Source organism: Massilia sp. 2TAF26 (assembly GCF_052115005.1).
Classification (GTDB): Bacteria; Pseudomonadota; Gammaproteobacteria; order Burkholderiales; family Burkholderiaceae_D; genus Telluria.
The window spans coordinates 63,408-84,314 of the sequence record NZ_JBFRFV010000005.1; the positions used below are offsets into that span (position 1 = coordinate 63,408).

Genomic DNA, 20,907 nt, shown 5'->3' on the forward strand with positions numbered 1-20,907 from the left:
GGTCCTCCCTCAGTCCGGTTTCCCCTGCGGCCGGACCTTGTCGACCGCCGTCAGCCATTCCTCCCACAATGCCGGATCCCGGGTCTGGCCATCCGCATCGAGCTTGTATTCGCTGACCAGGTCGGCCAGGTCGCTGGATTCGGTCAGCTCGACCTCGCGTTCGAGGAAGGCCAGCATGGCCCGGTAGGCTTGCTCGACCGTCATCGTCATATTCGCTGCGCTCATGCTTCCTCCTGCTGTCCTTGCCGACAGCATAGCGCGATCAGGGCCGGCAGCGCGCCGTGATGCCGGTGCCGTTCGCGCCCGCTAGCCGGATATCGGAAGGCGGGATGCCATTGCCTTTTACGATAGTGTGGCCGCCGACATAGCGCAGCGGCAATTCCTCGCCCGCGTAATCGGCCAGGCCGTGGGGCACGTAGATGGCGAAGCGGTAGTCGAGGTTCGGGTAGGCGCCATGATGAAATACCTGGCTGGGCGGGCCTTCGTGGATTTCGGCCGCGATGGCGTCGGCGATGGCGGCGGTGTCGGTGCGCGTGTTCAGGTCGATGCTATCGTCCAGCCGCAGGGTGTAGGGACGCAAGGGGCCGAAGCGGCGGCCGTCGTACTGGACGCGGAAGCGGTCGATGTCGTAATAGAAGGCGGGCACGGCGCCGTTGACGTCCACGCTGCACAGCACGAATACGGCCCAGAAGCCCTGCGATTCCAGCGGCTGCACGAAATGGATGGCTTCGTTGCGCCTCAGTGCGATCGGGTTGCGAAAGCCGATCCGGTGCACGTTGGCGACGTGCTGGTAACGCAGGATGACGGTATCGCGCAGTTCGGTGTCGACGCTCGCGCAGCCTCCCAGCAGCAGTGGAAACAGGAGGGCGGACGTGAACGGCTTGCGCATGAGTTTTCCTTTGCCAGCGAACGCGTCAAGCTTGGGGCAAGCAAACAGGTACGGTTTGCGGGAGGTCAGGGGTGCGCGGATGTGCTTCAGCTTGCGGTCAGCGATTTCTGCAGCAGCGCGTGCAACGACGCGAAGTCCGGCTCGCCCAGGTAACGTTTGAGAATCTTGCCATCCTTGCCGATGACGAAGGTGGTCGGCGTCATTGCCACGTCGCCGAATTGCTTGGCCAGGTCGCCGCCGGAATCGAGGGCGACCTTGAACGGCAGCTTGCGTGTTTCCGCATAGTTCAGGACATAGTTCGGCGGATCGTAGCTCATGGCGACGGCGACGAATTCCAGGCCCTGCTTGCGGAACTTGTTATAGGTGTCGACCATCTGCGGCATTTCCTTCACGCAGGTGGCGCAGGAAGTTGCCCAGAAATTGACCATCACGACCTTGCCGCGCAAGTCTTGCGAGCTGATCTTCTGGCCGTCGATGCTGATGAAGGTGACGTTGGGCGCAGTCGGCTGCTGGTTGAAAGCGGCAAAGCCGATGCCGGCGATCGCGAGCACGGCGGCGCCGATGGCGGCCGGCTTGATCCAGGAGCGGTTGGAACTGGTTGCGGTCATGGCTTCATCTCATCCGTGAACGGGCGACAAGTCATTATAGACCCGCCGCCAGTTTCCCGTGGATTACTGCGCCTGCGGCGGCTGCTGCGGCTGCATCGCGCGCAGGTCTTCTTCGCTGATGTATTCGAAGATCTTGACCACCCGGATCACACCGGACACGCCTTGCGCCACCTGGGCCGCGATATTGCCTTCGCGCTGGGTCACCAGGCCCATCAGGTAGACATTGCCGCGTTCGGTGACGACCTTGAAGGAGTTGGCGGACACCGTCTGCTTGTCGGCCAGGCTGAGCTTGACCTTGCTGGTGATCAGGGCATCGTTCGAACGCGAGGTGTAGCTCGACGGGCCGGCGACGACCAGCTCGTTGATCACGTTGTCGACGTTGGTGATGCCGCGCACTTCGTTCTCGACGGCGCGCTTCATTTCCTCGTCGCGCACCTCGCCGGTCAGCAGCACCTTGCGGTTGTAGCTGTTGATGTTGACGTGGCCGGCATCGCCGACGATCTGCGGCATGCGGGTTTCGGCCTTCACGGCGATCGCCTTGTCCTCGGTCTGCGCGCCCAGCGTGCGGCGGTCGGTGGTCGCCAACGCGCCGGTGACCACGCCACCGGCCACCACGGCCACGCAACCTTGCAGCGAAGCCATCAGGGAAGCGAGCACGGCAGCGGTAAGGACGGCTTTCTTAACTTGCATCTTCTTCTCCGAACAGGGCGACGTCGATACCGTCGCAGATACTGTGGATCGCGACCAGATGCACTTCCTGGATGCGCGCGGTGCGTGCGTGTTGCACGTTGATATGCACGTCGGCATCGGTCAACAGCTTGCCGAGCTTGCCGCCGTCCTTGCCGGTCAGGGCGACGACGCGCATTTCGCGCTCGAGCGCCGCTTCGACGGCCGCCAGCACGTTGCCGGAATTGCCAGACGTCGAGATCGCCAGCAGGATGTCGCCGGCCTGGCCCAGGGCCTGCACCTGCTTGCTGAAGATCTCGTTGAAGCTGTAGTCGTTGCCGACCGCCGTGATGATCGAGGTGTCGGTGCTCAGCGAGATCGCGGGCAGCGGGAAACGCTCGCGCTCGAAGCGGCCGACCAGTTCGGCAGCGAAGTGCTGGGCGTCGCCGGCCGAACCGCCGTTGCCGCATGCCAGGATCTTGTTGCCGTTGGACAGGGCATTGAACATCAGTTCGATGGCCTGCGAAATGGGTTGTGCGAGAAGCTGGCCCGACTTCAGCTTGAGTTCGGCGCTTTCCTGGAAATGAGCGAGGATGCGTTGAGTATTCATGGACGAAGATTATAGTGCAGTGGCAACGCCTACCGCACAAGTGGCGTAAGAAATGCTTACATTTCAGGCGGCTTCGATGGCGTTCCGTAACCATTCCAGCCTGCCGCCATCGATGGCGACGACGTCGATGCGGCAGGGCGGCATGCGCCTGAAGCGTTGCAGATAGAGCTGGGCGGCGCGCAGGATGCGGCGGATTTTCGCTGGGGTGATGCTGGCGGCGGCCCCGCCGCGCGAACGGTCGGCGCGCTGGCGCACCTCGACGAAGACGAGGGTGTCGCCCTCGCGCATGACGAGATCGATCTCGCCTAACTTACACCGGAAGTTCGCTTCGATCAGCACCAAACCGTGGTGTTGAAGATACGCCAGTGCCGATTCTTCTCCTTGCCGACCCTGTTCCTGCTTCTGCGACAGGCGGGCCGGCCACATTTCAAGGCCCCGCGTCCGCGGGTTCGAAGTTGCCGTCGCGGTAGACCGCCATGGCTTCGCGCCGCCGCAGGCGCTGGCTGCCGGCATCGACCTCCAGGTGGCCGGTGACGCCGTCGATGATGAAGGGCGAGCCCGGACGCAGGCCCAGCTCGCGGGCGACCAGGAAGGCATCGATGCCGAGCGCGTACAGGCGGCTCATGGTCAGCGACTGCTCCGAATCGATGGGTCGCGGATACACCATCACCGCCGGGTTGTCCGGCCGGATCAGCCAGGGCAGGTCGACCACGCGCAGGCCGTTCAGCTCGGAATACGCGGTGCCGGGCGCGCGGCCCGGATTGCCGGCGCCGCCGGTGTACAGGGGAATCGCGGTGCCGGTCCGGGCCCGCACCTGGCGCAGCTCGACCGCGTCGAGCGCGGCGAACAGCACTTCCGGCGGATCGATTTCCAGCCGGGTCTTGAGCTCGGAGATGGCGAGCGGGTCGGCGCGGCCGCCGGCAGAGGGCAGGTTATAGCGCTGGCCCGTATGGCCGAGTTCGCTCCAGCGCGCCTCGAAGGCGCCGGCCGCGCGCTGGGCCCAGGCGGCGTTGCCGGTGAGGATCAGTGCCCGTCCCTGCGGATGTTCGCGCGCCGCCCAGTCGGCAGCCTGGCGCGCCTCGTCCTCGAGCGAGAGACCGGCCACGACCATGCCGCGCGGCAAGGAGCCACGCACTTCCGGATGATTCAGGGCGACGGTCGGCAGGCTCACCGCGCCGCCGCTGGCCAGCGCGCTGACGGCAGGGCGGGCCAGCGGGCCGACGATGACGTCGTGCGAGGCGGCGGCGCGGGAATAGGCGGCGAGGGCGTCGTCGGCGCTGTCGCCGGTGGCGACCAGGTCGACCGCGATGCCGGCGCCGTCACGCTCGGCGCTGGCCATGAAGCCGGCGCGCACGGCATCGGCGGCGGCGCCCAGGCTCGGGGAATTCATCGGCAGCAGCAGGGCGACGCGGACCGGACCGGCACCCCTGGCGGCGGCGGGAGGGGGAGGGCGGGACTCATGGCCCGGCAGCTGGATCGGCGCGGTCTGCACCGGCGCCGATTCCACCTCGCGCGGCGGCGGCACATAGGCCGGCGCCGGTGGCGGCGCATACTCCGGGCAGGCGTAGTCGCCGCTCCTGGGACTTGTGTTTGCGCCCCCGGGCGCGCACAATCGCTGCGGCTCGTCGAGGCTCACCGTGGTGCAGCCGGTCAGCAGCGCAACCGTCAGTCCCGTCGCCAGGCCCGCGCCCAGCGCTTTCAGTTTTTTAATCAGCATCCGATCCCCACATGACCGCCATTCAGTCCAGCCAGATCGCCCAATTGCCCGTACTGGGCGAAGCAGCCCAGCAGTCGTATCCTACCGCAACGCTCTACGTGGTGGCCACACCGATCGGCAACGTCACCGATATCACCCTGCGCGCCCTGCATCTGCTGCTGATCGCCGACGTCGTCGCCTGCGAGGACACGCGCAAGACCGGCGCCCTGCTGACCCGCTTCGGCCTGAACAAGCAGATGGTGGCCGCCCACCAGCACAACGAGCGCGAGGTGGCCGAAAAGCTGATCCAGCGCCTGCGCGCGGGCGAGCGCGTGGCCCTGGTGTCGGACGCCGGCACGCCGGCCGTCTCCGACCCCGGCGCCCGCATCGTCGACGCGGTGCGCGCAGAAGGCTTGAACGTGGTGCCGGTACCCGGCGCCTCGGCGGTGGTCACGGCGCTGTCGGCCAGCGGCCTGGTGAACGACCGCTTCCATTTTGTCGGATTCCTTCCGGCGAAGGCCAGGCAGCGCGAAACCGAACTGGCCCAGCTCAAGAGCGAAACCTCGACCCTCGTGATCTATGAGGCACCGCATCGCATCACCGACTGCGTCGAAGCCCTGGCCGCCGTGTTCGAGCCGACCCGCCAGGTCGTGTTCGCGCGCGAGCTGACCAAGATGTTCGAAGAAATCCACCGCTGCCCGCTCGGCGAAGCGCTGGCCTGGGTCAAGGCCGACCAGAACCGCGAGCGCGGCGAATTCGTGGTGCTGGTCGAAGGCGCGGCACCGGCCGATGATGCCGGCGATGCGGAGGCGGAGCGCATCCTGCAGATCCTGCTGACGGAGTGCTCGGTGAAGCAGGCGGCGAATCTGACGGCGCAGATTACGGGGCGGAAGAAAAATGCGCTGTATGAGCGGGCTTTGCAGATCAAGGGCGACGCCTGAACCGTCGATCCGCAAACCAACGTCATTCCCGCGTTCGCGGGGAATGACGATGCTTTACCACTTACACCCACTATCCTTCTTATCCATCGCCAGGAAAATCGGCGCCAGCAATCCACCCGGCACCCCATCCTTGCAATCCGGCCGCTTGGCGCCCTTGATGGCGCGCTCCAACTTGCTCTCGGTCTGCAAGGGCGGCGGCGGCAGTCTTTCCAGCGCTGTTCCCACCTTGGCCGGATCCGGCTCGTTCGCCACCTTGCGCGCCACGCTGCGGGCGGCGTCCAGGTTGAAGTGCCGTGCCGGCGCTGCGTCCGCGGGCACCGGTGGTGTGGGCGGCGCCTCGACGGCGAAGGGTTTGTCCTTGGCGGTTTCCGGCTGCGGCGGCACGGCGATGATGCGACGGGGCGGGCGTGCGCGCGGCACCGGCTTCGTTTGTACTTGCGGCTGTACCGGCGGCTCGGCCGGCTCCGCAACCGGCGGTCGTTGCGGCTCCGCCCGCAGGCGCACGGTGAGAGGCTCGCCGGCGGGCGCGGGCAGGGCGACCGGCCGCGGCTGGCGGTAGATCGATAACAGCAGCGCATGCGCGGCCAGCGAGATGGCGATGCCCGCCGCCACGCGCTGCAATTGCTTGCGGTCGGGAAGGGCGTCAAAGCCCGGTCCCGGAAAACGGTCGATTACGGCATTCACGTGCGGCTCCCATCGATTCCTGTGCCGGAAAGCCTCATCCGCACACATTCGCGCGCATTCTCGGGTGCTTTCCTTGACCGCGACCTCTGCGGAAGGGTATGATCGTTGTCTTCGGAGTGTAGCGCAGCCCGGTAGCGCATCTGGTTTGGGACCAGAGGGTCCAAGGTTCGAATCCTTGTACTCCGACCAAGTATACCGAAAAGGCCGACGAGCGATCGTCGGCCTTTTTTCATTTCCGCGTGGCGAGGACGTGGGCACGGCGTGCCCACGATCGCATGACAAATCAGCCAGCCCGTTTCGCCAGCAGCGCATTCCCCGCCCGGCTCACTCCCTTGCGCCCCAGCTGCTGCGAAATGAAGTGGCCCGCGTCCACCACCTGGTCGAGATCGATGCCGGTCTCGATGCCCAGGCCGTTCATCATGTAGACCACGTCCTCGGTGGCGACGTTGCCGGTCGCGCCCTTCGCGTACGGGCAACCGCCCAGGCCCGACACCGAGGAGTGGAAGATCGCCACGCCCACTTCCAGGCTGGCGTAAATGTTCGCCAATGCCTGGCCGTAGGTGTCGTGGAAGTGGCCGGAGATAGCCTCGAGTTTGAAGGCGCGCGCCGCGGTCTCCATCACCGCCTGGGTCTTGCGCGGGGTCGAGACGCCGATCGTGTCCGCGATGTCGATCTCGTCGCAGCCCAGGTCGCGCATGCGCGCCACCACGTCGGCCACGGCATCCAGCGGCACCTCGCCCTGGTAGGGGCAGCCGAAGGAGCAGCTGATGCTGCCGCGCAGGCGCAGGCCGTGCTCCTTGGCGGCTTTGGCAACGCTTTCGAAGCGCGCGATCGATTCCGCGATCGAGCAGTTGATGTTCTTTTGCGAGAAGGCCTCCGAGGCCGAGCCGAAGATCACGACTTCATCGGCCTTCGCTGCCAGCGCCGCCTCGAAGCCCTGCATGTTCGGGCTCAAGGCCGAATAGATGGTGCCCGGACGGCGGCTGATGCCGGCCATGACCTCAAGGCTGGTGGCCATCTGCGGCACCCATTTCGGCGAGACGAAGGACGCCGCTTCGATGTTGGCGAAGCCGGCGCGCGACAGGCGGTCGACCAGCTCGATCTTGACGGCGGCAGAGACATTCTCTTTTTCGTTCTGCAGGCCGTCGCGCGGGCCGACTTCGACGATCTTGACGTGTTTTGGCAGGTTCATTTTCAGTATCCTCGTTGGCGGTCGACCACGTCGGCCACATGTTCGCCCTGTTCGAGCATGGTGATCTTTTGCGCGATCTGGCGCACGGCTTCCTCGCGGATCGTGAGCGCCGAGATGTGCGGCGTGATGGTGATGCGCGGCTCGCTCCAGAAGGGATGCGGCGCCGGCAGCGGCTCGTTGCGGAAAACGTCCAGCGTGGCGCCCGCGATGTGGCCCGAGCGGATCAGGCCCAGCAGGTCAGGCTCGGCGACCTGGGCGCCGCGCGCGACGTTGACGAGATACGCGCCCTCGGGCAGCTTCGACAGCCGCGCGCGGTCCAGCAGGTTGGTCGTTTCCGGCGTCAGCGGCAGCATGCAGACCAGCACCTGCGAACCGCCCAGAAACGCGTCGAGCGAGTCCATGCCGGCATGGCATTCGACGCCCGGGATGTCCCTGGGCGTGCGGCTCCAGCCGCGCACTGGAAAGCCGAGCTGGCGCAGCGCCTGCACGACCGGCACGCCGAGCTTGCCCAGCCCCAGCACGCCGACCGTGAATTCTTCCTTCCTGCGCGCGCCGAGCGGATTCCAGATGCCCTGGCGCGCCTGCTGCTCGTATTCGTCGAAGCGGCGGAAGTAGCGCAGCACGGCATACGCCACGTACTCCGCCATCTGCCCGCCCATGCCGGCGTCGCCCAGGCGGATCACCGGGACGTCGGGCAGGGCATCGCCGAATTTCAGGATCGCGTCCACGCCCGCGCCCATCAGGAAGATCGCTTTGACGCGCGACAGCTGGTCGAGCAGGGCGGGCGTGGGCGCCCACAGGACAGCGTAGTCGCAGGGTTCGAGGGCGTGCCCCTCTTGCCATGCGACCGTTTCGGCCTGCGGCAGCGCCTGCGCGAAATCGCGCGCCCACGGCTCGATCACGCCGTCGCCGCGGTAGAGGAGAATCCGCATTCGGCCTCCTCAGGCGGCGGCCTTGAAGGCCAGCAGGGGCGCGCCGTCGGCCACCTGGTCGCCGACCTGGTACAGGATCTCTTCGACCAGGCCGTCGCTCGGCGCCGCAATCGTGTGCTCCATTTTCATCGCTTCCATGATCACCAGCGGCTCGCCCTTCTTGACAGTCTGGCCGTTTTTCGCGATCACGGCGACCACCTTGCCCGGCATCGGCGCGGTCAGGCGACCCCCGGCGGCTTCGACTTCGCCGGCATGCGCCATCGGATCGGCGTAGTGCAGGGTGACATGCTGGCCGCCGGTGAACACGTGCAGCAGTTCGCCGTCGCGGCGCACGGTGCCGTGCAGGGCGCTGCCGTCGAGGCGGATCGCGATTTTGCCATCTCCTTCGCCGCCGCGTTTCGAGACCAGCGCCAACGGGTGGGCGGCGCCGTCAAGTTCCAGCACCCAGCCGTGCGGGTGATAGGCCAGGACCGCTGCATAGGCCTTGGCGTCGAGCATGGCGGTGTATTCGTCGCTGAAGGACAATGCGCGGCGATAGGTGCCGTTCATGCGCCAGCCATGGGTGCTGGTCCAGGGATCGGCCGGATTGCCGGACACCGACAAGGCCTGCTCGGCATCCGCCAGCGCGACTGCCGCCAGGGCCAGCGCACCCTTCGGCGCCGGGCCGGCGGCCGGGAACAGCGAGGCGTTGTTCCGCTCGATCAGGCCGGTGTCCAGGTCGGCGCTGGAAAAGGCCTGGCCTTCCACCAGGCGCTTCAGGAAGGCGATATTCGTGGCCAGGCCGACGATGTGGAACTCGGACAGCGCCTGCGCCATGCGCGACAGCGCCTGGGTACGGTCCGCGCCCCAGACGATCAGCTTGGCGATCATCGGGTCGTAGAACGGCGAGATCGCATCGCCTTCGCGTACACCCGAATCGATGCGCACGCCGGCCGGTGCGTCTGCAGTGCCGCCCAGCTCGAAAGCCACATGCGAAGGCACGTCCATGAAACGCAAGGTACCGATCGAAGGCAGGAAGCCCTTCTCCGGATTCTCCGCATACACGCGCGCTTCGATGGAATGCCCATTGATGGAGATTTCATGCTGCTGCTTCGGCAGCGGCTGGCCGGCCGCCACGCGCAGCTGCCATTCGACCAGGTCGGTCCCGGTGATCATCTCCGTCACCGGGTGCTCGACCTGCAGGCGGGTATTCATCTCCATGAAGTAGAAGGAACCGTCCTGGTTGGCGATGAACTCGACGGTGCCGGCACCGACATAGCCGACCGCGCGCGCGGCGGCGACGGCCGCTTCGCCCATCGAGGCGCGGCGCTCCCCGGTCATGCCGGGCGCCGGCGCTTCCTCCAGCACCTTCTGGTGGCGGCGCTGCACCGAGCAGTCGCGCTCGTGCAGGTAGACGCAGTTGCCCAGCTTGTCGGCGAAGACCTGGATCTCGATGTGGCGCGGGCGGGTCAGGTACTTCTCGACCAGCACCTTGTCGTCGCCGAAGGAGGAAATCGCCTCGCGCTTGCAGGAGGCCAGCGCGGCCTGGAAATCTTCCGAGCGCTCCACCACACGCATGCCCTTGCCGCCGCCGCCGGCGCTGGCCTTCAGCAGCACCGGATAGCCGATGCGGTTGGCCTCGCTCTGCAGCAGCTCAGGATCCTGGGCATCGCCGTGGTAGCCCGGCACCAGCGGCACGTTCGCGCCTTCCATCAGCTGCTTCGCCGCCGACTTCGATCCCATCGCGCGCATCGAGGAACCCGGCGGGCCGATGAAGACCAGGCCGGCCGCCTCGACGGCTTCGGCGAATTCCGCGTTCTCCGAGAGAAAACCGTAGCCCGGATGGATGGCCTGGGCACCGGTGGCTTTGGCGACTTCGAGGATCTTGTCGCCACGTAGATAGCTGTCCTTGGCCGCGGCCGGGCCGATCAAGACCGCCTCATCGCAGACCGCGACATGCTTCGCGCCGGCGTCGGCTTCGGAGTAGACGGCAACGGTACGGATGCCCATGCGGCGCGCGGTGGCGGCGACGCGGCAGGCGATTTCGCCACGGTTGGCGATGAGGATCTTGGTGAACATGTGGTGTCTCGTCTATTTTTTAAGTGTTAGCGTTCGATCCGTCGTCCCCGCGCAAGCGGGGACCCAAGTTCGTGGCTCAGTCCAAAAACTTGGATTCCCGCCTTCGCGGGATTGACGTTTTCAGGTACGTGGCCTCAGCAACCGCAACTTTCCTTCTGCACCGACTCCAAGGTCGCCGAGCGGGTTTTCAAACCCAGCTTTTCCAGCAGCGCACGGTCATCGTCAGCTTCCGGGTTATCGGTGGTCAGCAGCTTGTCGCCGTAGAAGATGGAGTTGGCGCCGGCCATGAAGCACATTGCCTGCACCGCCTCGCCCAGCTCGCGCCGGCCAGCGGATAAACGCACGCGCGCCTTCGGCATCGTGATGCGGGCGACGGCGATGGTGCGCACGAATTCGATCGGGTCCAGCGGCGGCAGGCCGTGCAGCGGCGTGCCTTCGACCTGCACCAGGTGGTTGATCGGCACCGATTCCGGATACGGGTTCATGTTGGCCAGCTGGGCGATCAGGCCGGCGCGCTGCGAACGCGTCTCGCCCATGCCGACGATGCCGCCGCAGCAGATCTTCAGGCCGGCGTTACGCACGCGGCCCAGGGTATCCAGGCGGTCGTTGTATTCGCGGGTCGAGATCACGTCGCCATAAAAGTCCGGCGAGGTGTCGATGTTGTGGTTGTAGTAGTCCAGGCCGGCCTGCTTCAGCTGTTCGGCCTGGCCTTCCTCGAGCATGCCCAGCGTGGCGCAGGTTTCCATGCCGAGCGCCTTCACGCCGCGCACCATGGCTTCGACCTTTTCCATGTCGCGCTCCTTCGGGCTGCGCCAGGCGGCGCCCATGCAGAAGCGGGTCGCGCCCTTGGACTTGGCTTCGCTTGCTGCGGCCAGCACGGTGTCCAGGTCGAGGATTTTCTTCGCTTCGACGCCGGTATCGTAGCGCGCGGCCTGCGGGCAGTAACCGCAGTCTTCCTCGCAGCCGCCGGTCTTGATGGAGAGGAGGGTCGCCAGTTCGACGTCGCCGTCGGGGAAGTTGACGCGGTGGGCCTGCTGGGCGCGGAACATCAGCTCCGGCAGCGGCAGTTCGAACAGGGCCAGCACCTCGGCCAGCGGCCAGGTGGCGTCCTTCGGCAGAGAGGCCGGGGTGACGGGCGGGTGGAGGGTAACGACTTGGGTCATTTTTTGAATCCTTGTTTTGGTGTTTCAGGAGCRCATGAGCGGCCATCCCGGCACGCCCGCGAGCTCGATATAGGCCGCCGCATCGGCGGCCGAGACTTGTTCCAGGCGCGGCACGCGTCCCAGCAGGGGCGCGGGCATGCGCTGCTCCAGGGCGGCCACGTTCTCGTCGACGAAGCGCATGCTTGGATCGACCTGGTTGGCGACCCAGCCGGCCAGCACCAGGCCGCGCGAGATGATCGCTTCGGCGGTGAGCAGGGCGTGGTTGATGCAGCCCAGGCGCATGCCGACCACCAGGATCACCGGCAGGCCGAGCTGCACCGCCAGGTCGGCGCTGTCGAAATCGTCGGAGAAGGGCACGCAGAAGCCGCCCACGCCCTCGACCACGGTGGCGTCGGACGCTCCCAGGATCTCCGCAAAGGCGGTCATGATCGCCACCGGCTCGATGCGCACGCCTTCCAGCTCGGCCGCGATGTGCGGGGCGCAGGGCTCGCGCAGCATGAAGGGCGTGGTGATGTGCTGCGGCAGGTTCACATTGCCGGCGGCGCGCAGCATGGCGGCGTCTTCGTTATGGAGCTCGCCGTCGCGCTCTTCGGCGCCGGCCGCGATCGGCTTCATGCCGCAGGCGCGCTGGCCATGCTGTACCAGCTTGTGCAGGATCGCGGCGCTGATCAGCGTCTTGCCGATTTCGGTATCGGTGCCGGTGACGAAGCAGGCGAAGCGCGTCGGCACGCCTTCCGCGGCCAGCGGGGCCGGCACGGTGGTGACGACGGGCGCGGCGGCCTTCGCCGGCTCGGCAAAGCCGACTTCCGAATGGGCCGGCGTGCCGCCCGGTTGTTCGGGATCGTTGAGAGTCATGCTGCGGTCCTTTCCAGCTGCTGGGTTTCCAGGTGATTCAGGGCGGCGGCGAGCTGCGCCACCTCGTCTTGCGTATGCGCGGCGGACAGGGTCACGCGCAGGCGGGCGGTGCCCGGCGCCACGGTGGGCGGGCGGATCGCCGGCACCCACAGGCCCTGCTCGTGCAGGCGGCTGGCCGCCCGCAGCGCTTCGTCGTTGGCCCCGATGACGATGGGCTGGATGGCGGTGCGCGACGGCAGCCGCTGCCAGCGCTTCAGCTTCAGCTCATCGTCGAGCAGGGAGATCAACCGGTTCAGGTGCGCGCGGCGTTCCATGCCTTCCGCGCCTTCGATGATGTCAAGGCTGGCCAGCAGCGCATGCGCCAGCGCCGGCGGGCTCGCCGTCGTGTAGATGTAGGGGCGGGCGCGCTGGATCATCAGTTCGATGACGGAGGCATGCGCGGCGATGAAAGCGCCGCCCACGCCGGCCGCCTTGCCGAGGGTGCCGACATACACCAGGTTGGGCGAACGCAGTGCGAAATGTTCGAGCGCGCCGCGGCCGTTCGCGCCCAGCACGCCGAAGCCGTGGGCATCGTCGACCACCAGCCAGGCGCCATGGCGTTCACACAGGGCCAGCAGGGCCGGCAGCGGTGCCAGGTCGCCGTCCATGCTGAACACGCTGTCGGTGACGACGATTTTCGTGCCGGCCCCGCTTTCCAAAAGCTTCGTTTCCAGCGCGGCCACGTCGCCATGCGGATAGACCGTGACGCCGGCTTTTGCCAGGCGCGCGCCGTCGATCAGCGAGGCGTGGTTCAGCGCCTCCGAAAAGATCGTCGCATCCGGGCTGCTGCCCAGCGCGGTCAGCGCCGCCAGGTTGGCCATGTAGCCGGTGCAGAAGTACAGCGCGCGCGCATCGGCCAGGTGCGGCGCCTGCATCGCGGCCAGCCGCTCTTCCAGCTGCGCGTGGGCGCGGCTGTGGCCGGAAACCAGATGGGCGGCGCCGCTGCCGGCGCCGTACAGGTCCGCGCCTTCGTGCAGGGCGGCGATCACGCGCGGATGCGCGGCCAGGCCCAGGTAATCGTTGCTGCAGAAGGCCAGCATGGACCGGCCGTCGACCACCTGGCGCGGCGCGCAGGGAGAGTCGGCGGTGCGGCGGCGGCGCGTCAGGCTTTGGACGGCCAGGGTGTCCAGCTGGCGCTCGACGCCGGCGATCAGATTCAGATCCACCGCATGATTCGCATTGTTCATCATGCTTCGGCGATCACCTTCTCGAAGACCTTGCGCGTGCGCGCCGCCAGTCCGACGATCTCTTCTTCGTCCAATACATAGGGCGGCATCAGGTAGACCGTGCGGCCGATCGGGCGCAGCAGCAGTTCGTTCTCGACCGCGCTGGTGAAGAAGCGGCGCGCGAAGGTCGAGGCGCGTTTCGCATCCGGCTCGACGGCGTCGAACGCCAGGATCATGCCGCGCTGGCGGAAGCTGGTGACGCGCTCGTGTTCCAGCAGCGGGGCCAATTCCAGCATCAGGCGGGTCGCGGTCTCGCGGTTCCTGTTCAATACATCGTCTTCCTGGAAGATCTGCAGGGTCGCCAGTGCGGCGCGGCAGGCCAGGGCGTTGCCGGTATACGAGTGCGAGTGCAGGAAGCCGCGCGTGATGTCTTCGCTGTAGAAAGCCTCGTAGACCTTGTCGGTGCTGAGCACCAGCGACAGCGGCAGGTAGCCGCCGCTGATCCCCTTCGACAGGCAGAGGAAGTCCGGCCAGATGGCGGCCTGTTCGCAGGCGAAGAAGGTGCCGGTGCGGCCGCAGCCGACCGCGATCTCGTCGGCGATCAGGTGCACGTGGTACTTGTCGCACAACTCGCGCAGACGCTGCAGGTAGAGCGGATCGTGCATCGCCATGCCGGTCGCGCACTGCACCAGCGGCTCGACGATGATGGCGGCGATCCTGTCGCCTTCTTCGGCGAACAGGGTTTCCACGTCCTTGATCGCGCGGCGCGCCACGTCCTGGGCCGACTCGCCGTCGACGGCCTTGCGGGCATCGGGCGAGGCCACGGTGCGGGAAGCGCGCAGCAACGGGCCATAGGCGTCCTTGAACAGGGCGACGTCGGTGACGGCCAGGGCGCCGATGGTCTCGCCGTGATAGGAGCCTTGCAGGCAGACGAATTCCTGCTTGTTCGGGTAGCCAGCGTTGCGCCAGTAATGGAAGCTCATCTTGAGCGCGATCTCTACGCTTGATGCGCCATCGGACGCATAGAAGGCATGGCCCAGCGCGTGGCCGGTTAACGCCGCCAGCTGCTCCGACAGCTCGACCACCGGCTCGTGGGTAAAGCCGGCCAGCATCGCGTGTTCGAGCGTGTCCAGCTGGTCCTTCAGGGCGGCGTTGATGCGCGGGTTGGCGTGGCCGAACAGGTTGACCCACCACGAGCTGATGCCGTCCATGTAGCGCCGGCCTTCATGGTCGTAGAGCCACGGCCCCTTGGCGTGGCTGACGGCGATCAGCGGCACCTCTTCGTGGTGCTGCATCTGCGTGCATGGGTGCCAGACGCTGCGCAGGCTGCGCGCGATCCAGTCGGACGAGGTGTGACGGTTCAAGATGAATCCTATTACTTTACTGATTGGCTAACTCAGCCAAGCGGGTTTGCGCTTCTCGAGGAAGGACGCGACCCCTTCGCGTCCCTCGGCGGAAGCACGGATATTCGCGATGCGGGCGGCGGTATCGGCCAGCAGCACATCGTCGATCGGCAGCCCGGCCACGTCGCGCACCAGCTTCTTCGCTTCGCGCACGGCATTCGGGCTGTTGTTCACCAGCGCCTTGACGATGGTGTTCACGGTGGTGTCGAGCTCCTCGGCCGGGACGACCTCGTGGGCCAGGCCGAGGCGCTTCGCGCAGCTAGCGTCGAAACGCTCGGCGCTGAGGAAGTAGCGGCGCGAAGCCTGGTCGCCCATCGCCTTGATGACGTAGGGCGAGATCGTGGCCGGGATCAGGCCCAGTTTCACTTCCGACAGACAGAAGTTCACGCCTTCAGCCGCCACGACGATGTCGCAGGCCGCCACCAGGCCCATGCCGCCGGCGTAGCAGTCGCCCTGCACTTTCGCCACCACCGGCTTCGGGCTGAAGTAGATGGTGCGCAGCATGTCGGCCAGGCGCAGGGCGTCGGCTTCGTTCTCCTCGTGGGAGTAGCCGGCCATCTTCTTCATCCAGTTCAGGTCGGCGCCGGCGCAGAAGGAGGGACCGTTCGCGGCCAGCACGATGGCGCGCACGTCGGCGTCCTGGCTGATCTCGTCGAAGGCCATGGTCAGGTCGGCGATCGCGACTTCGTTGAAGGCGTTGCGCACGTCCGGACGGTTCAGGGTGATGGTGGCGACCTTGTTGGCGACGTCGATGATCAGGGTATCGTAGTTATCCATGTTCTCTCCCCGTTTTACATGCGGAATACGCCGAACTTCGTGTCTTCGATCGGCGCATTCAGCGCGGCCGACAGACCAAGCCCCAAGACCATGCGCGTGTCGGCCGGATCGATGACGCCGTCGTCCCACAGGCGCGCGGTGGCGTAGTAGGGGTGGCCCTGGTGTTCGTACTGGTCCTTGATCGGCTGCTTGAACGCGGCTTCTTCGTCCGGCGACCACTGGCCGCCCTTGGCTTCGATGCCGTCGCGCTTGACGGTGGCCAGCACGGACGCGGCCTGGTCGCCGCCCATCACCGAGATGCGCGCGTTCGGCCACATCCACAGGAAGCGCGGCGAGAAGGCGCGGCCGCACATGCCGTAGTTGCCGGCGCCGAAGGAGCCGCCGATGATCACCGTGAACTTCGGCACGGACGCCGTCGCCACCGCGGTCACCATCTTGGCGCCGTTGCGGGCGATGCCCTCGTTCTCGTACTTGCGGCCGACCATGAAGCCGGTGATATTTTGCAGGAAGACCAGCGGGATCTTGCGCTGGCAGCACAGCTCGATGAAGTGGGTGCCCTTCAGCGCCGACTCCGAGAACAGGATGCCGTTATTCGCGATGATGCCGACCTTCATGCCGAAGATATGGGCGAAGCCGCACACCAGCGTGGTGCCATATCTCGCCTTGAATTCGTCGAAGCAGCTAGCGTCGACGATGCGGGCGATGACTTCGCGCACGTCGAAGGGCTTGCGGGTGTCGACCGGGATCACGCCGTACAGCTCTTCCGGTGCGTACTTCGGTTCGACGGATTCGCGCAGCGCGCCCTGTTGCGGCTTGCTGCGGTTGAGGTTCGAGACGATGGTGCGGGCCAGCGACAGCGCGTGGGTATCGTTCTGGGCCAGGTGGTCGGCCACGCCCGAGAGGCGGGTGTGGACGTCGCCACCGCCCAGGTCTTCGGCGCTCACGACCTCGCCGGTCGCGGCCTTCACCAGCGGCGGGCCGCCCAGGAAGATGGTGCCCTGTTCCTTGACGATGATGGACTCGTCGCTCATCGCCGGCACGTAGGCGCCGCCGGCGGTGCAGGAGCCCATCACGACCGCGATCTGCGGAATGCCCTTGGCGGACAGGTTGGCCTGGTTATAGAAGATGCGGCCGAAGTGGTCGCGGTCCGGGAAGACCTCGTCCTGGTTCGGCAGGTTGGCGCCGCCCGAGTCGACCAGGTAGATGCAGGGCAGGTTGTTCTGCTCGGCGATCTCCTGGGCGCGCAGGTGCTTCTTGACCGTCATCGGGTAATAGGTGCCGCCCTTGACGGTGGCGTCGTTACAGACGATCACGCATTCCTGGCCGCTGACCCTGCCGATGCCGGTGATGATGCCGGCTGCCGGGGCCGCATTGTGGTACATCTCGTAGGCCGCCATCTGGGAAAACTCGAGGAAGGGCGTACCGGGATCGAGCAGCATCTGCACGCGGTCGCGCGGCAGCAGCTTGCCGCGGGCGACGTGCTTGGCACTGGCCGCTTCGCCGCCGCCCTTCGCAACGGCGGCCACCTTGGCGCGCAGGTCGTCGACCAGGGCTTGCATGGCTGCGGCGTTGGTCTTGAAATCCTCGCCGCGCGGGTTGAGTTTGCTGTCGATTTGAGGCATCGCGTCTCCTGCGTATTCTATTTAGCTTTTTGCTCGGGGAAGCTGCCGTCTACATAGAACCAGCGTGGCACGCCGCCGGGCGTTTCGGGTTCGCGCACGAAGTTGCTGATCTCGTGCAGCCGCTGGGCGCGGCCGTTGACCCTGAAGCGGGCGACGAATTCGACGGTGTCCTGGTCCAACTGTTCCGGCAGATCTACTTTACGTTGACGTAAACGTAAAGCAGATTTTATCTCAAGTCCGAGCCATTGAATCTTTTCATTTTTGTCGACGATGGACTCTTCCGGCCGGGTACTCGGGTGCCAGGTGGCGCGCAGATAGTCTTCCTGCTGCATCACATAGGCCGTGTAGCGCGAACGCATCAGCGCTTCGGCGGTCGGCGGCAGCTCGGCGCCGGCGATATACGGGCCGCAGCAGCGCAGGATGGGCAAGGTACTGCCGCAGGGGCAGCCGGGTTTTGGCGGGGTAGGCATGGCGGCAATTATCCGCCATTTTAGAGGCTCAGGTGAGAGGCGATGACTGTTCGGAATTTCCGAGAAGACAGCATATTGACTGCAGTTGCCTCATCTTCGGACATCTTTTGCCGAAAATAAATTCAACCGTCTCGAAAAAAATTCGGGGTCAGAGCACTTTTCCGCAAAAATTCGGGGTCAGAGCACATTACCGGTTTTTACCGCCAGCGCGGCTATTTTCGACTATTGGTTACAAATTCCGGGCCTGGTCCGAGCATTCGCCCCTATGGCAGAAGCCATGCCGGGCTTAGCTGCAGCTGGGTCATTGCCCCATAAAGTGCTCTGACCCCGAATTTAAGGCGAAAAGTGCTCTGACCCCGAATTTCAGCGCAGGGTCAGGCCTTCGAGGGTAAAGGGTGGGGTTTTGTCTTGGACGAGGTCGGCCAGTAGGCTGGCGGTGCCGCAGGCGAAGGTGAAGCCAAGGGGGCCGTGGCCGATGTTCAGCCACAGGTTCTTGTAGGGCGAGTGGCCGATGATCGGGGCGCTGTTCGGGGTGGCGGGGCGCAGGCCGGCCCAGGGGGTGACGCTGTTGTAGTCGGCCGCATCGGGCATGGTTTCGCGGACCTGGCGCGTCAGGCTGGCCAGGCGGCGGGCGTCCAGGCTCAGGTCTTCGCCCATCATGTCGACCATGGCCGCCACCCGCAGCTTGCCGCCGATGCGCGCGTACAGCACCTTGCGCTCGAAGTCGGTGACGCTGATTTCCGGCGCCACGTCGCTGGGACGGATCGGCGCCGTCAGGCTGTAGCCCTTGAGCGGATAGATCGGCAGCGAAATGCCGGCGGTCCGGGCCAGTGCGCGGCTCTGCATGCCGGCCGCCAGCACGTAGGCGTCACCTTTCACCGGGCCGCTGCTGGTCTCGACGCCGGTGATCCGGTCGCCGGACGTCAGCAGACGCAGGGCGTCGCCATGCACGAAGCCGGTAAAGCGCGGATGCGCCGCGATGCGTTCGGCCAGGGCCACGCAAAAGGCGTAGCAGTCGGCCACCGCTTCGCCGCTGTTGTAGATGCCGCCTTCAAGCTTGTCCTCGGCGGCGGCCAGGGCCGGCTCGTGGGCCACGCATTCGGCCGCGTTCCAGACCTGGCGGGTAGGGGAGGAATCCGGTTTGGAGGCGGCGGCCTCAAAGGCTTTCCTGGTCCGGTAGACCACCAGCTTGCCGGACTCGCGCCACTGGAAGGATTCCGGCGGCACCACCGGTTCGAGCTGGACCATCGCCTGGCGCGACAGTTCGCCCAGCTCCAGCAGCTTGTTCGTGGTCTTGCGGTTGGCGTCGGCGCGGCAGTTGGCCAGGAAGGCGGCCAGCCAGGTCCACTGGTGCAGGTCGAACTGGGGCTTGAAGCGCAGCGGACCATATTCCTGGAACATCCACTGCAGCGCCTTCAGCGGCACGCCGACGTCGGCCAGCGGCGACACGTAACGGTAGCTCAGCTGGCCGCCATTGCTGAAACTGGTGCCGGTGCCCACTTGTGGTGCACGTTCGAGCAGCGTGACCTTGTGGCCCGCCTCGAGCAGCCACCAGGCCGAGGTCAGGCCGACAACACCTCCGCCGATCACGATTATTTCTTGCATCCGTGCACACTATTTTTCTTCGATGATGACGTGAAAGCTTAGGGGCTGGCCCTGGCTTTCGCTAATGAATGTAGCGCAGGCAGGCATAACCGCCGGTCATGCGCGCACCAGGATGGCGCGCCGATGCATCGTCGTGAGGATCTGTTCCTGGAAACGGGCCAGAGACGAATACCTGCCCTTGTAGGCCAGCGGGTCGGTCGAGGTGCCGCCCACCAGCGCGACCATGCCGTTGCGGTTCTTCAGGTCGGCAGCGAACACCGACATCAGCCCGTAAGCGTCGCCCAGGTGGCCGGCCGCCGCGAAGCCGCCGCCTTCGACCAGGCGGGTATGGGTGACGGGATCGTCAGGGAATTGCTCGTTGCCCAGGCCCCAGCAATTGAACAGGCCGTCGAGGCTGTCGCCGTTGCCGCCTTTGCCGTCGTAGGTCCACTGGCGCGAGAACATCCGGTCCAGCGTGGCCTGCCGCAGGATGCGTCGACCGTCGTGCACGCCGCCATTCATCAGCATGCGCATCACGACGCCCATGTCGTGGGCCGAGATGCGCATGCCGCCGGTCGGGCTGAAGGGCGTGGCGTTCGCGCCGATGACGTAGCGCTCGATGCCGGCCGGTGGCGAGGGCGGCGCTTGGCCGTAGTCGTCCGCCTGGGCGATCCAGGGACCGTTGGCATCCCAGACCTCGGTGTCGACGGTGCGCTTGCGGTACAGCGTCGCGATGTTGGCGACGTCTTCCGGCGGCAGCTCGGACGGGTTGTAGCCGGCGTGCAGGCCGAGGGGCTCGACCAGCAGGCGCCGCATCAGGCGGTCGAAGCGCTCGCCCGTCACCCTTTCCATGATGGTGCCGATCACGCCCCAGCCGAGGTTGCAGTAAGTGAAATAGGCGCCCGGGCCGGCATTGCTTGCCCACATCTTGCCTTCGCCATGCAGGCGGCTGCCGGGGACGAGGACGTCCTTCAGCGCCGTGTCGACGCCCCAGGAATAGCCGGCCTCGTCGCGCAGGGACGAGGTGTGGGTGAGCAGGTGACGCAAGGCGATGGCCTGGTCCGGGAAATGCGGATTGCGCAAGCTGAAGCCGAGGTAGCCGGAGACGTCGGCGTCCAGGTCCAGCTTGCCGTCCTCGACCAGGCGCATCAGGCCGAGGGTGGTCATCATCTTCGAGATCGAGGCGATGCGGAACAGGGTGCGCGCATCGACCGGCTTGTCCGACTGGCCATTCGACCCACTGACGTTGCCAATAAGGCGCCGGCCGAACTGGGCCTCGTAGGCGATGCGGCCGTCGCGGATCGCCAGCACCGACAGGCTGGCCAGCTCGCAGGCGGGATTCGCCACGATCGCCGCCAGCTCGCGGTCGAGCCGGGCCTTCAGCGCGGCAGGCATGGCGGCCGCGGAAGCGCTCGACGCCGGCGCGGCCGCCAGCAGCGGATCGATCATGCCCAATAAAGCCATGCCCAGCATATTGCGCCTGCCGTGGTTCATCTCGTCTCCTTGTTCTTGTCATGGCCAGCATACGGAGTCGCCGGCCGCACTGCCAATG

21 protein-coding genes and 1 tRNA gene are annotated in these 20,907 nt (G+C 66.3%); 2 read left to right on the plus strand and 20 right to left on the minus strand.

Annotated features, from left to right (window positions below; genetic code table 11):
• Positions 1-9: 9 nt before the first annotated feature.
• The 7 genes from AB4Z32_RS06875 to AB4Z32_RS06905 all read right to left on the minus strand — a co-directional run bounded on the left by AB4Z32_RS06875 (position 10) and on the right by AB4Z32_RS06905 (position 4,490).
• A complete protein-coding gene (locus AB4Z32_RS06875; protein ID WP_441935181.1) occupies positions 10-225 on the minus strand; it encodes a hypothetical protein in 216 nt (71 codons plus the stop codon).
• A 37-nt stretch (positions 226-262) separates the two neighbouring features.
• Positions 263-889: a hypothetical protein gene (locus AB4Z32_RS06880; protein ID WP_441935182.1), complete on the minus strand. Its 627-nt coding sequence runs from the start codon at positions 887-889 to the stop codon at positions 263-265.
• An 86-nt stretch (positions 890-975) separates the two neighbouring features.
• The gene (locus AB4Z32_RS06885; protein ID WP_441935183.1) at positions 976-1,497 is read right to left on the minus strand and encodes a peroxiredoxin family protein; all 522 of its coding nucleotides are present in this window, start codon (positions 1,495-1,497) and stop codon (positions 976-978) included.
• A 63-nt stretch (positions 1,498-1,560) separates the two neighbouring features.
• The gene (locus AB4Z32_RS06890) at positions 1,561-2,187 is read right to left on the minus strand and encodes a BON domain-containing protein (protein ID WP_441935184.1); all 627 of its coding nucleotides are present in this window, start codon (positions 2,185-2,187) and stop codon (positions 1,561-1,563) included.
• Positions 2,177-2,773 (minus strand): phosphoheptose isomerase, encoded by a 597-nt coding sequence (locus AB4Z32_RS06895; RefSeq protein WP_441935185.1) that lies wholly within the window; start codon positions 2,771-2,773, stop codon positions 2,177-2,179. The genes AB4Z32_RS06890 and AB4Z32_RS06895 overlap by 11 nt, the downstream gene beginning before the upstream one ends.
• A gap of 63 nt (positions 2,774-2,836) precedes the next feature.
• Positions 2,837-3,199: a YraN family protein gene (locus AB4Z32_RS06900; RefSeq protein WP_441935186.1), complete on the minus strand. Its 363-nt coding sequence runs from the start codon at positions 3,197-3,199 to the stop codon at positions 2,837-2,839.
• A gap of 1 nt (position 3,200) precedes the next feature.
• Entirely contained in the window at positions 3,201-4,490 is a 1,290-nt protein-coding gene (locus AB4Z32_RS06905; RefSeq protein WP_441935187.1) for a penicillin-binding protein activator, read from the minus strand.
• A gap of 11 nt (positions 4,491-4,501) precedes the next feature.
• Between AB4Z32_RS06905 and rsmI the strand changes: the two genes are divergently transcribed.
• Positions 4,502-5,410: a 16S rRNA (cytidine(1402)-2'-O)-methyltransferase gene (gene rsmI / locus AB4Z32_RS06910; protein WP_441935188.1), complete on the plus strand. Its 909-nt coding sequence runs from the start codon at positions 4,502-4,504 to the stop codon at positions 5,408-5,410.
• Between the two features lie 54 nt (positions 5,411-5,464).
• On the opposite strand, the gene AB4Z32_RS06915 is transcribed toward rsmI, so the two are convergent.
• Positions 5,465-6,094 (minus strand): hypothetical protein, encoded by a 630-nt coding sequence (locus AB4Z32_RS06915; RefSeq protein WP_441935189.1) that lies wholly within the window; start codon positions 6,092-6,094, stop codon positions 5,465-5,467.
• Between the two features lie 112 nt (positions 6,095-6,206).
• Between AB4Z32_RS06915 and AB4Z32_RS06920 the strand changes: the two genes are divergently transcribed.
• A tRNA-Pro gene (locus AB4Z32_RS06920) sits at positions 6,207-6,283 on the plus strand.
• Between the two features lie 94 nt (positions 6,284-6,377).
• Here the strand turns inward: AB4Z32_RS06920 and AB4Z32_RS06925 are convergent.
• The 12 genes from AB4Z32_RS06925 to AB4Z32_RS06980 form a co-directional block, all read right to left on the minus strand.
• Positions 6,378-7,286, minus strand: coding sequence for a hydroxymethylglutaryl-CoA lyase (locus AB4Z32_RS06925; RefSeq protein WP_441935190.1), 909 nt, complete (start codon positions 7,284-7,286; stop codon positions 6,378-6,380).
• Positions 7,287-7,288: 2 nt separating this feature from the next.
• Positions 7,289-8,218, minus strand: a complete 930-nt coding sequence (locus AB4Z32_RS06930; protein ID WP_441935191.1) for a 2-hydroxyacid dehydrogenase — start codon at positions 8,216-8,218, stop codon at positions 7,289-7,291.
• A 9-nt stretch (positions 8,219-8,227) separates the two neighbouring features.
• The gene (locus AB4Z32_RS06935; protein WP_441935192.1) at positions 8,228-10,276 is read right to left on the minus strand and encodes an acetyl-CoA carboxylase biotin carboxylase subunit; all 2,049 of its coding nucleotides are present in this window, start codon (positions 10,274-10,276) and stop codon (positions 8,228-8,230) included.
• 134 nt (positions 10,277-10,410) lie between these two features.
• Positions 10,411-11,439 carry a biotin synthase BioB gene (bioB, locus tag AB4Z32_RS06940; protein ID WP_441935193.1) on the minus strand — a complete coding sequence of 343 codons (1,029 nt, stop codon included), beginning with the start codon at positions 11,437-11,439 and terminating at the stop codon, positions 10,411-10,413.
• Positions 11,440-11,463: 24 nt separating this feature from the next.
• Positions 11,464-12,294 (minus strand): dethiobiotin synthase, encoded by an 831-nt coding sequence (bioD, locus tag AB4Z32_RS06945; protein ID WP_441935194.1) that lies wholly within the window; start codon positions 12,292-12,294, stop codon positions 11,464-11,466.
• A complete protein-coding gene (bioF, locus tag AB4Z32_RS06950) occupies positions 12,291-13,493 on the minus strand; it encodes an 8-amino-7-oxononanoate synthase (RefSeq protein ID WP_442121287.1) in 1,203 nt (400 codons plus the stop codon). Before bioF ends, bioD begins: the two co-directional genes overlap by 4 nt.
• A gap of 26 nt (positions 13,494-13,519) precedes the next feature.
• The gene (bioA, locus tag AB4Z32_RS06955) at positions 13,520-14,863 is read right to left on the minus strand and encodes an adenosylmethionine--8-amino-7-oxononanoate transaminase (RefSeq protein ID WP_441935195.1); all 1,344 of its coding nucleotides are present in this window, start codon (positions 14,861-14,863) and stop codon (positions 13,520-13,522) included.
• A gap of 27 nt (positions 14,864-14,890) precedes the next feature.
• Positions 14,891-15,679, minus strand: coding sequence for an enoyl-CoA hydratase/isomerase family protein (locus AB4Z32_RS06960; RefSeq protein WP_441935196.1), 789 nt, complete (start codon positions 15,677-15,679; stop codon positions 14,891-14,893).
• A gap of 14 nt (positions 15,680-15,693) precedes the next feature.
• A complete protein-coding gene (locus AB4Z32_RS06965) occupies positions 15,694-17,301 on the minus strand; it encodes a carboxyl transferase domain-containing protein (RefSeq protein WP_441935197.1) in 1,608 nt (535 codons plus the stop codon).
• A gap of 17 nt (positions 17,302-17,318) precedes the next feature.
• Positions 17,319-17,771 (minus strand): YchJ family protein, encoded by a 453-nt coding sequence (locus AB4Z32_RS06970; protein WP_441935198.1) that lies wholly within the window; start codon positions 17,769-17,771, stop codon positions 17,319-17,321.
• A gap of 363 nt (positions 17,772-18,134) precedes the next feature.
• Positions 18,135-19,376 carry a D-amino acid dehydrogenase gene (locus AB4Z32_RS06975; RefSeq protein ID WP_441935199.1) on the minus strand — a complete coding sequence of 414 codons (1,242 nt, stop codon included), beginning with the start codon at positions 19,374-19,376 and terminating at the stop codon, positions 18,135-18,137.
• A gap of 96 nt (positions 19,377-19,472) precedes the next feature.
• On the minus strand, positions 19,473-20,849 hold the full coding sequence (locus AB4Z32_RS06980; RefSeq protein ID WP_441935200.1) for a serine hydrolase domain-containing protein: 1,377 nt from the start codon (positions 20,847-20,849) through the stop codon (positions 19,473-19,475).
• Positions 20,850-20,907 lie beyond the last annotated feature (58 nt).

What these genes read in the sequence shown, in the direction of transcription:
- AB4Z32_RS06970 (WP_441935198.1), bottom strand. Translation starts at nt 17,771, where the DNA reads ATGCCTACCCCGCCAAAACCCGGCTGCCCCTGCGGCAGTACCTTGCCC.
- AB4Z32_RS06960 (WP_441935196.1), bottom strand. Translation starts at nt 15,679, where the DNA reads ATGGATAACTACGATACCCTGATCATCGACGTCGCCAACAAGGTCGCC.
- AB4Z32_RS06895 (WP_441935185.1), bottom strand. Translation starts at nt 2,773, where the DNA reads ATGAATACTCAACGCATCCTCGCTCATTTCCAGGAAAGCGCCGAACTC.
- AB4Z32_RS06930 (WP_441935191.1), bottom strand. Translation starts at nt 8,218, where the DNA reads ATGCGGATTCTCCTCTACCGCGGCGACGGCGTGATCGAGCCGTGGGCG.
- AB4Z32_RS06935 (WP_441935192.1), bottom strand. Translation starts at nt 10,276, where the DNA reads ATGTTCACCAAGATCCTCATCGCCAACCGTGGCGAAATCGCCTGCCGC.
- AB4Z32_RS06975 (WP_441935199.1), bottom strand. Translation starts at nt 19,376, where the DNA reads ATGCAAGAAATAATCGTGATCGGCGGAGGTGTTGTCGGCCTGACCTCG.
- rsmI (WP_441935188.1), top strand. Translation starts at nt 4,502, where the DNA reads ATGACCGCCATTCAGTCCAGCCAGATCGCCCAATTGCCCGTACTGGGC.
- AB4Z32_RS06980 (WP_441935200.1), bottom strand. Translation starts at nt 20,849, where the DNA reads ATGAACCACGGCAGGCGCAATATGCTGGGCATGGCTTTATTGGGCATG.
- AB4Z32_RS06875 (WP_441935181.1), bottom strand. Translation starts at nt 225, where the DNA reads ATGAGCGCAGCGAATATGACGATGACGGTCGAGCAAGCCTACCGGGCC.
- AB4Z32_RS06905 (WP_441935187.1), bottom strand. Translation starts at nt 4,490, where the DNA reads ATGCTGATTAAAAAACTGAAAGCGCTGGGCGCGGGCCTGGCGACGGGA.
- AB4Z32_RS06890 (WP_441935184.1), bottom strand. Translation starts at nt 2,187, where the DNA reads ATGCAAGTTAAGAAAGCCGTCCTTACCGCTGCCGTGCTCGCTTCCCTG.
- AB4Z32_RS06925 (WP_441935190.1), bottom strand. Translation starts at nt 7,286, where the DNA reads ATGAACCTGCCAAAACACGTCAAGATCGTCGAAGTCGGCCCGCGCGAC.
- AB4Z32_RS06885 (WP_441935183.1), bottom strand. Translation starts at nt 1,497, where the DNA reads ATGACCGCAACCAGTTCCAACCGCTCCTGGATCAAGCCGGCCGCCATC.
- bioB (WP_441935193.1), bottom strand. Translation starts at nt 11,439, where the DNA reads ATGACCCAAGTCGTTACCCTCCACCCGCCCGTCACCCCGGCCTCTCTG.
- AB4Z32_RS06965 (WP_441935197.1), bottom strand. Translation starts at nt 17,301, where the DNA reads ATGCCTCAAATCGACAGCAAACTCAACCCGCGCGGCGAGGATTTCAAG.
- AB4Z32_RS06880 (WP_441935182.1), bottom strand. Translation starts at nt 889, where the DNA reads ATGCGCAAGCCGTTCACGTCCGCCCTCCTGTTTCCACTGCTGCTGGGA.
- AB4Z32_RS06900 (WP_441935186.1), bottom strand. Translation starts at nt 3,199, where the DNA reads ATGTGGCCGGCCCGCCTGTCGCAGAAGCAGGAACAGGGTCGGCAAGGA.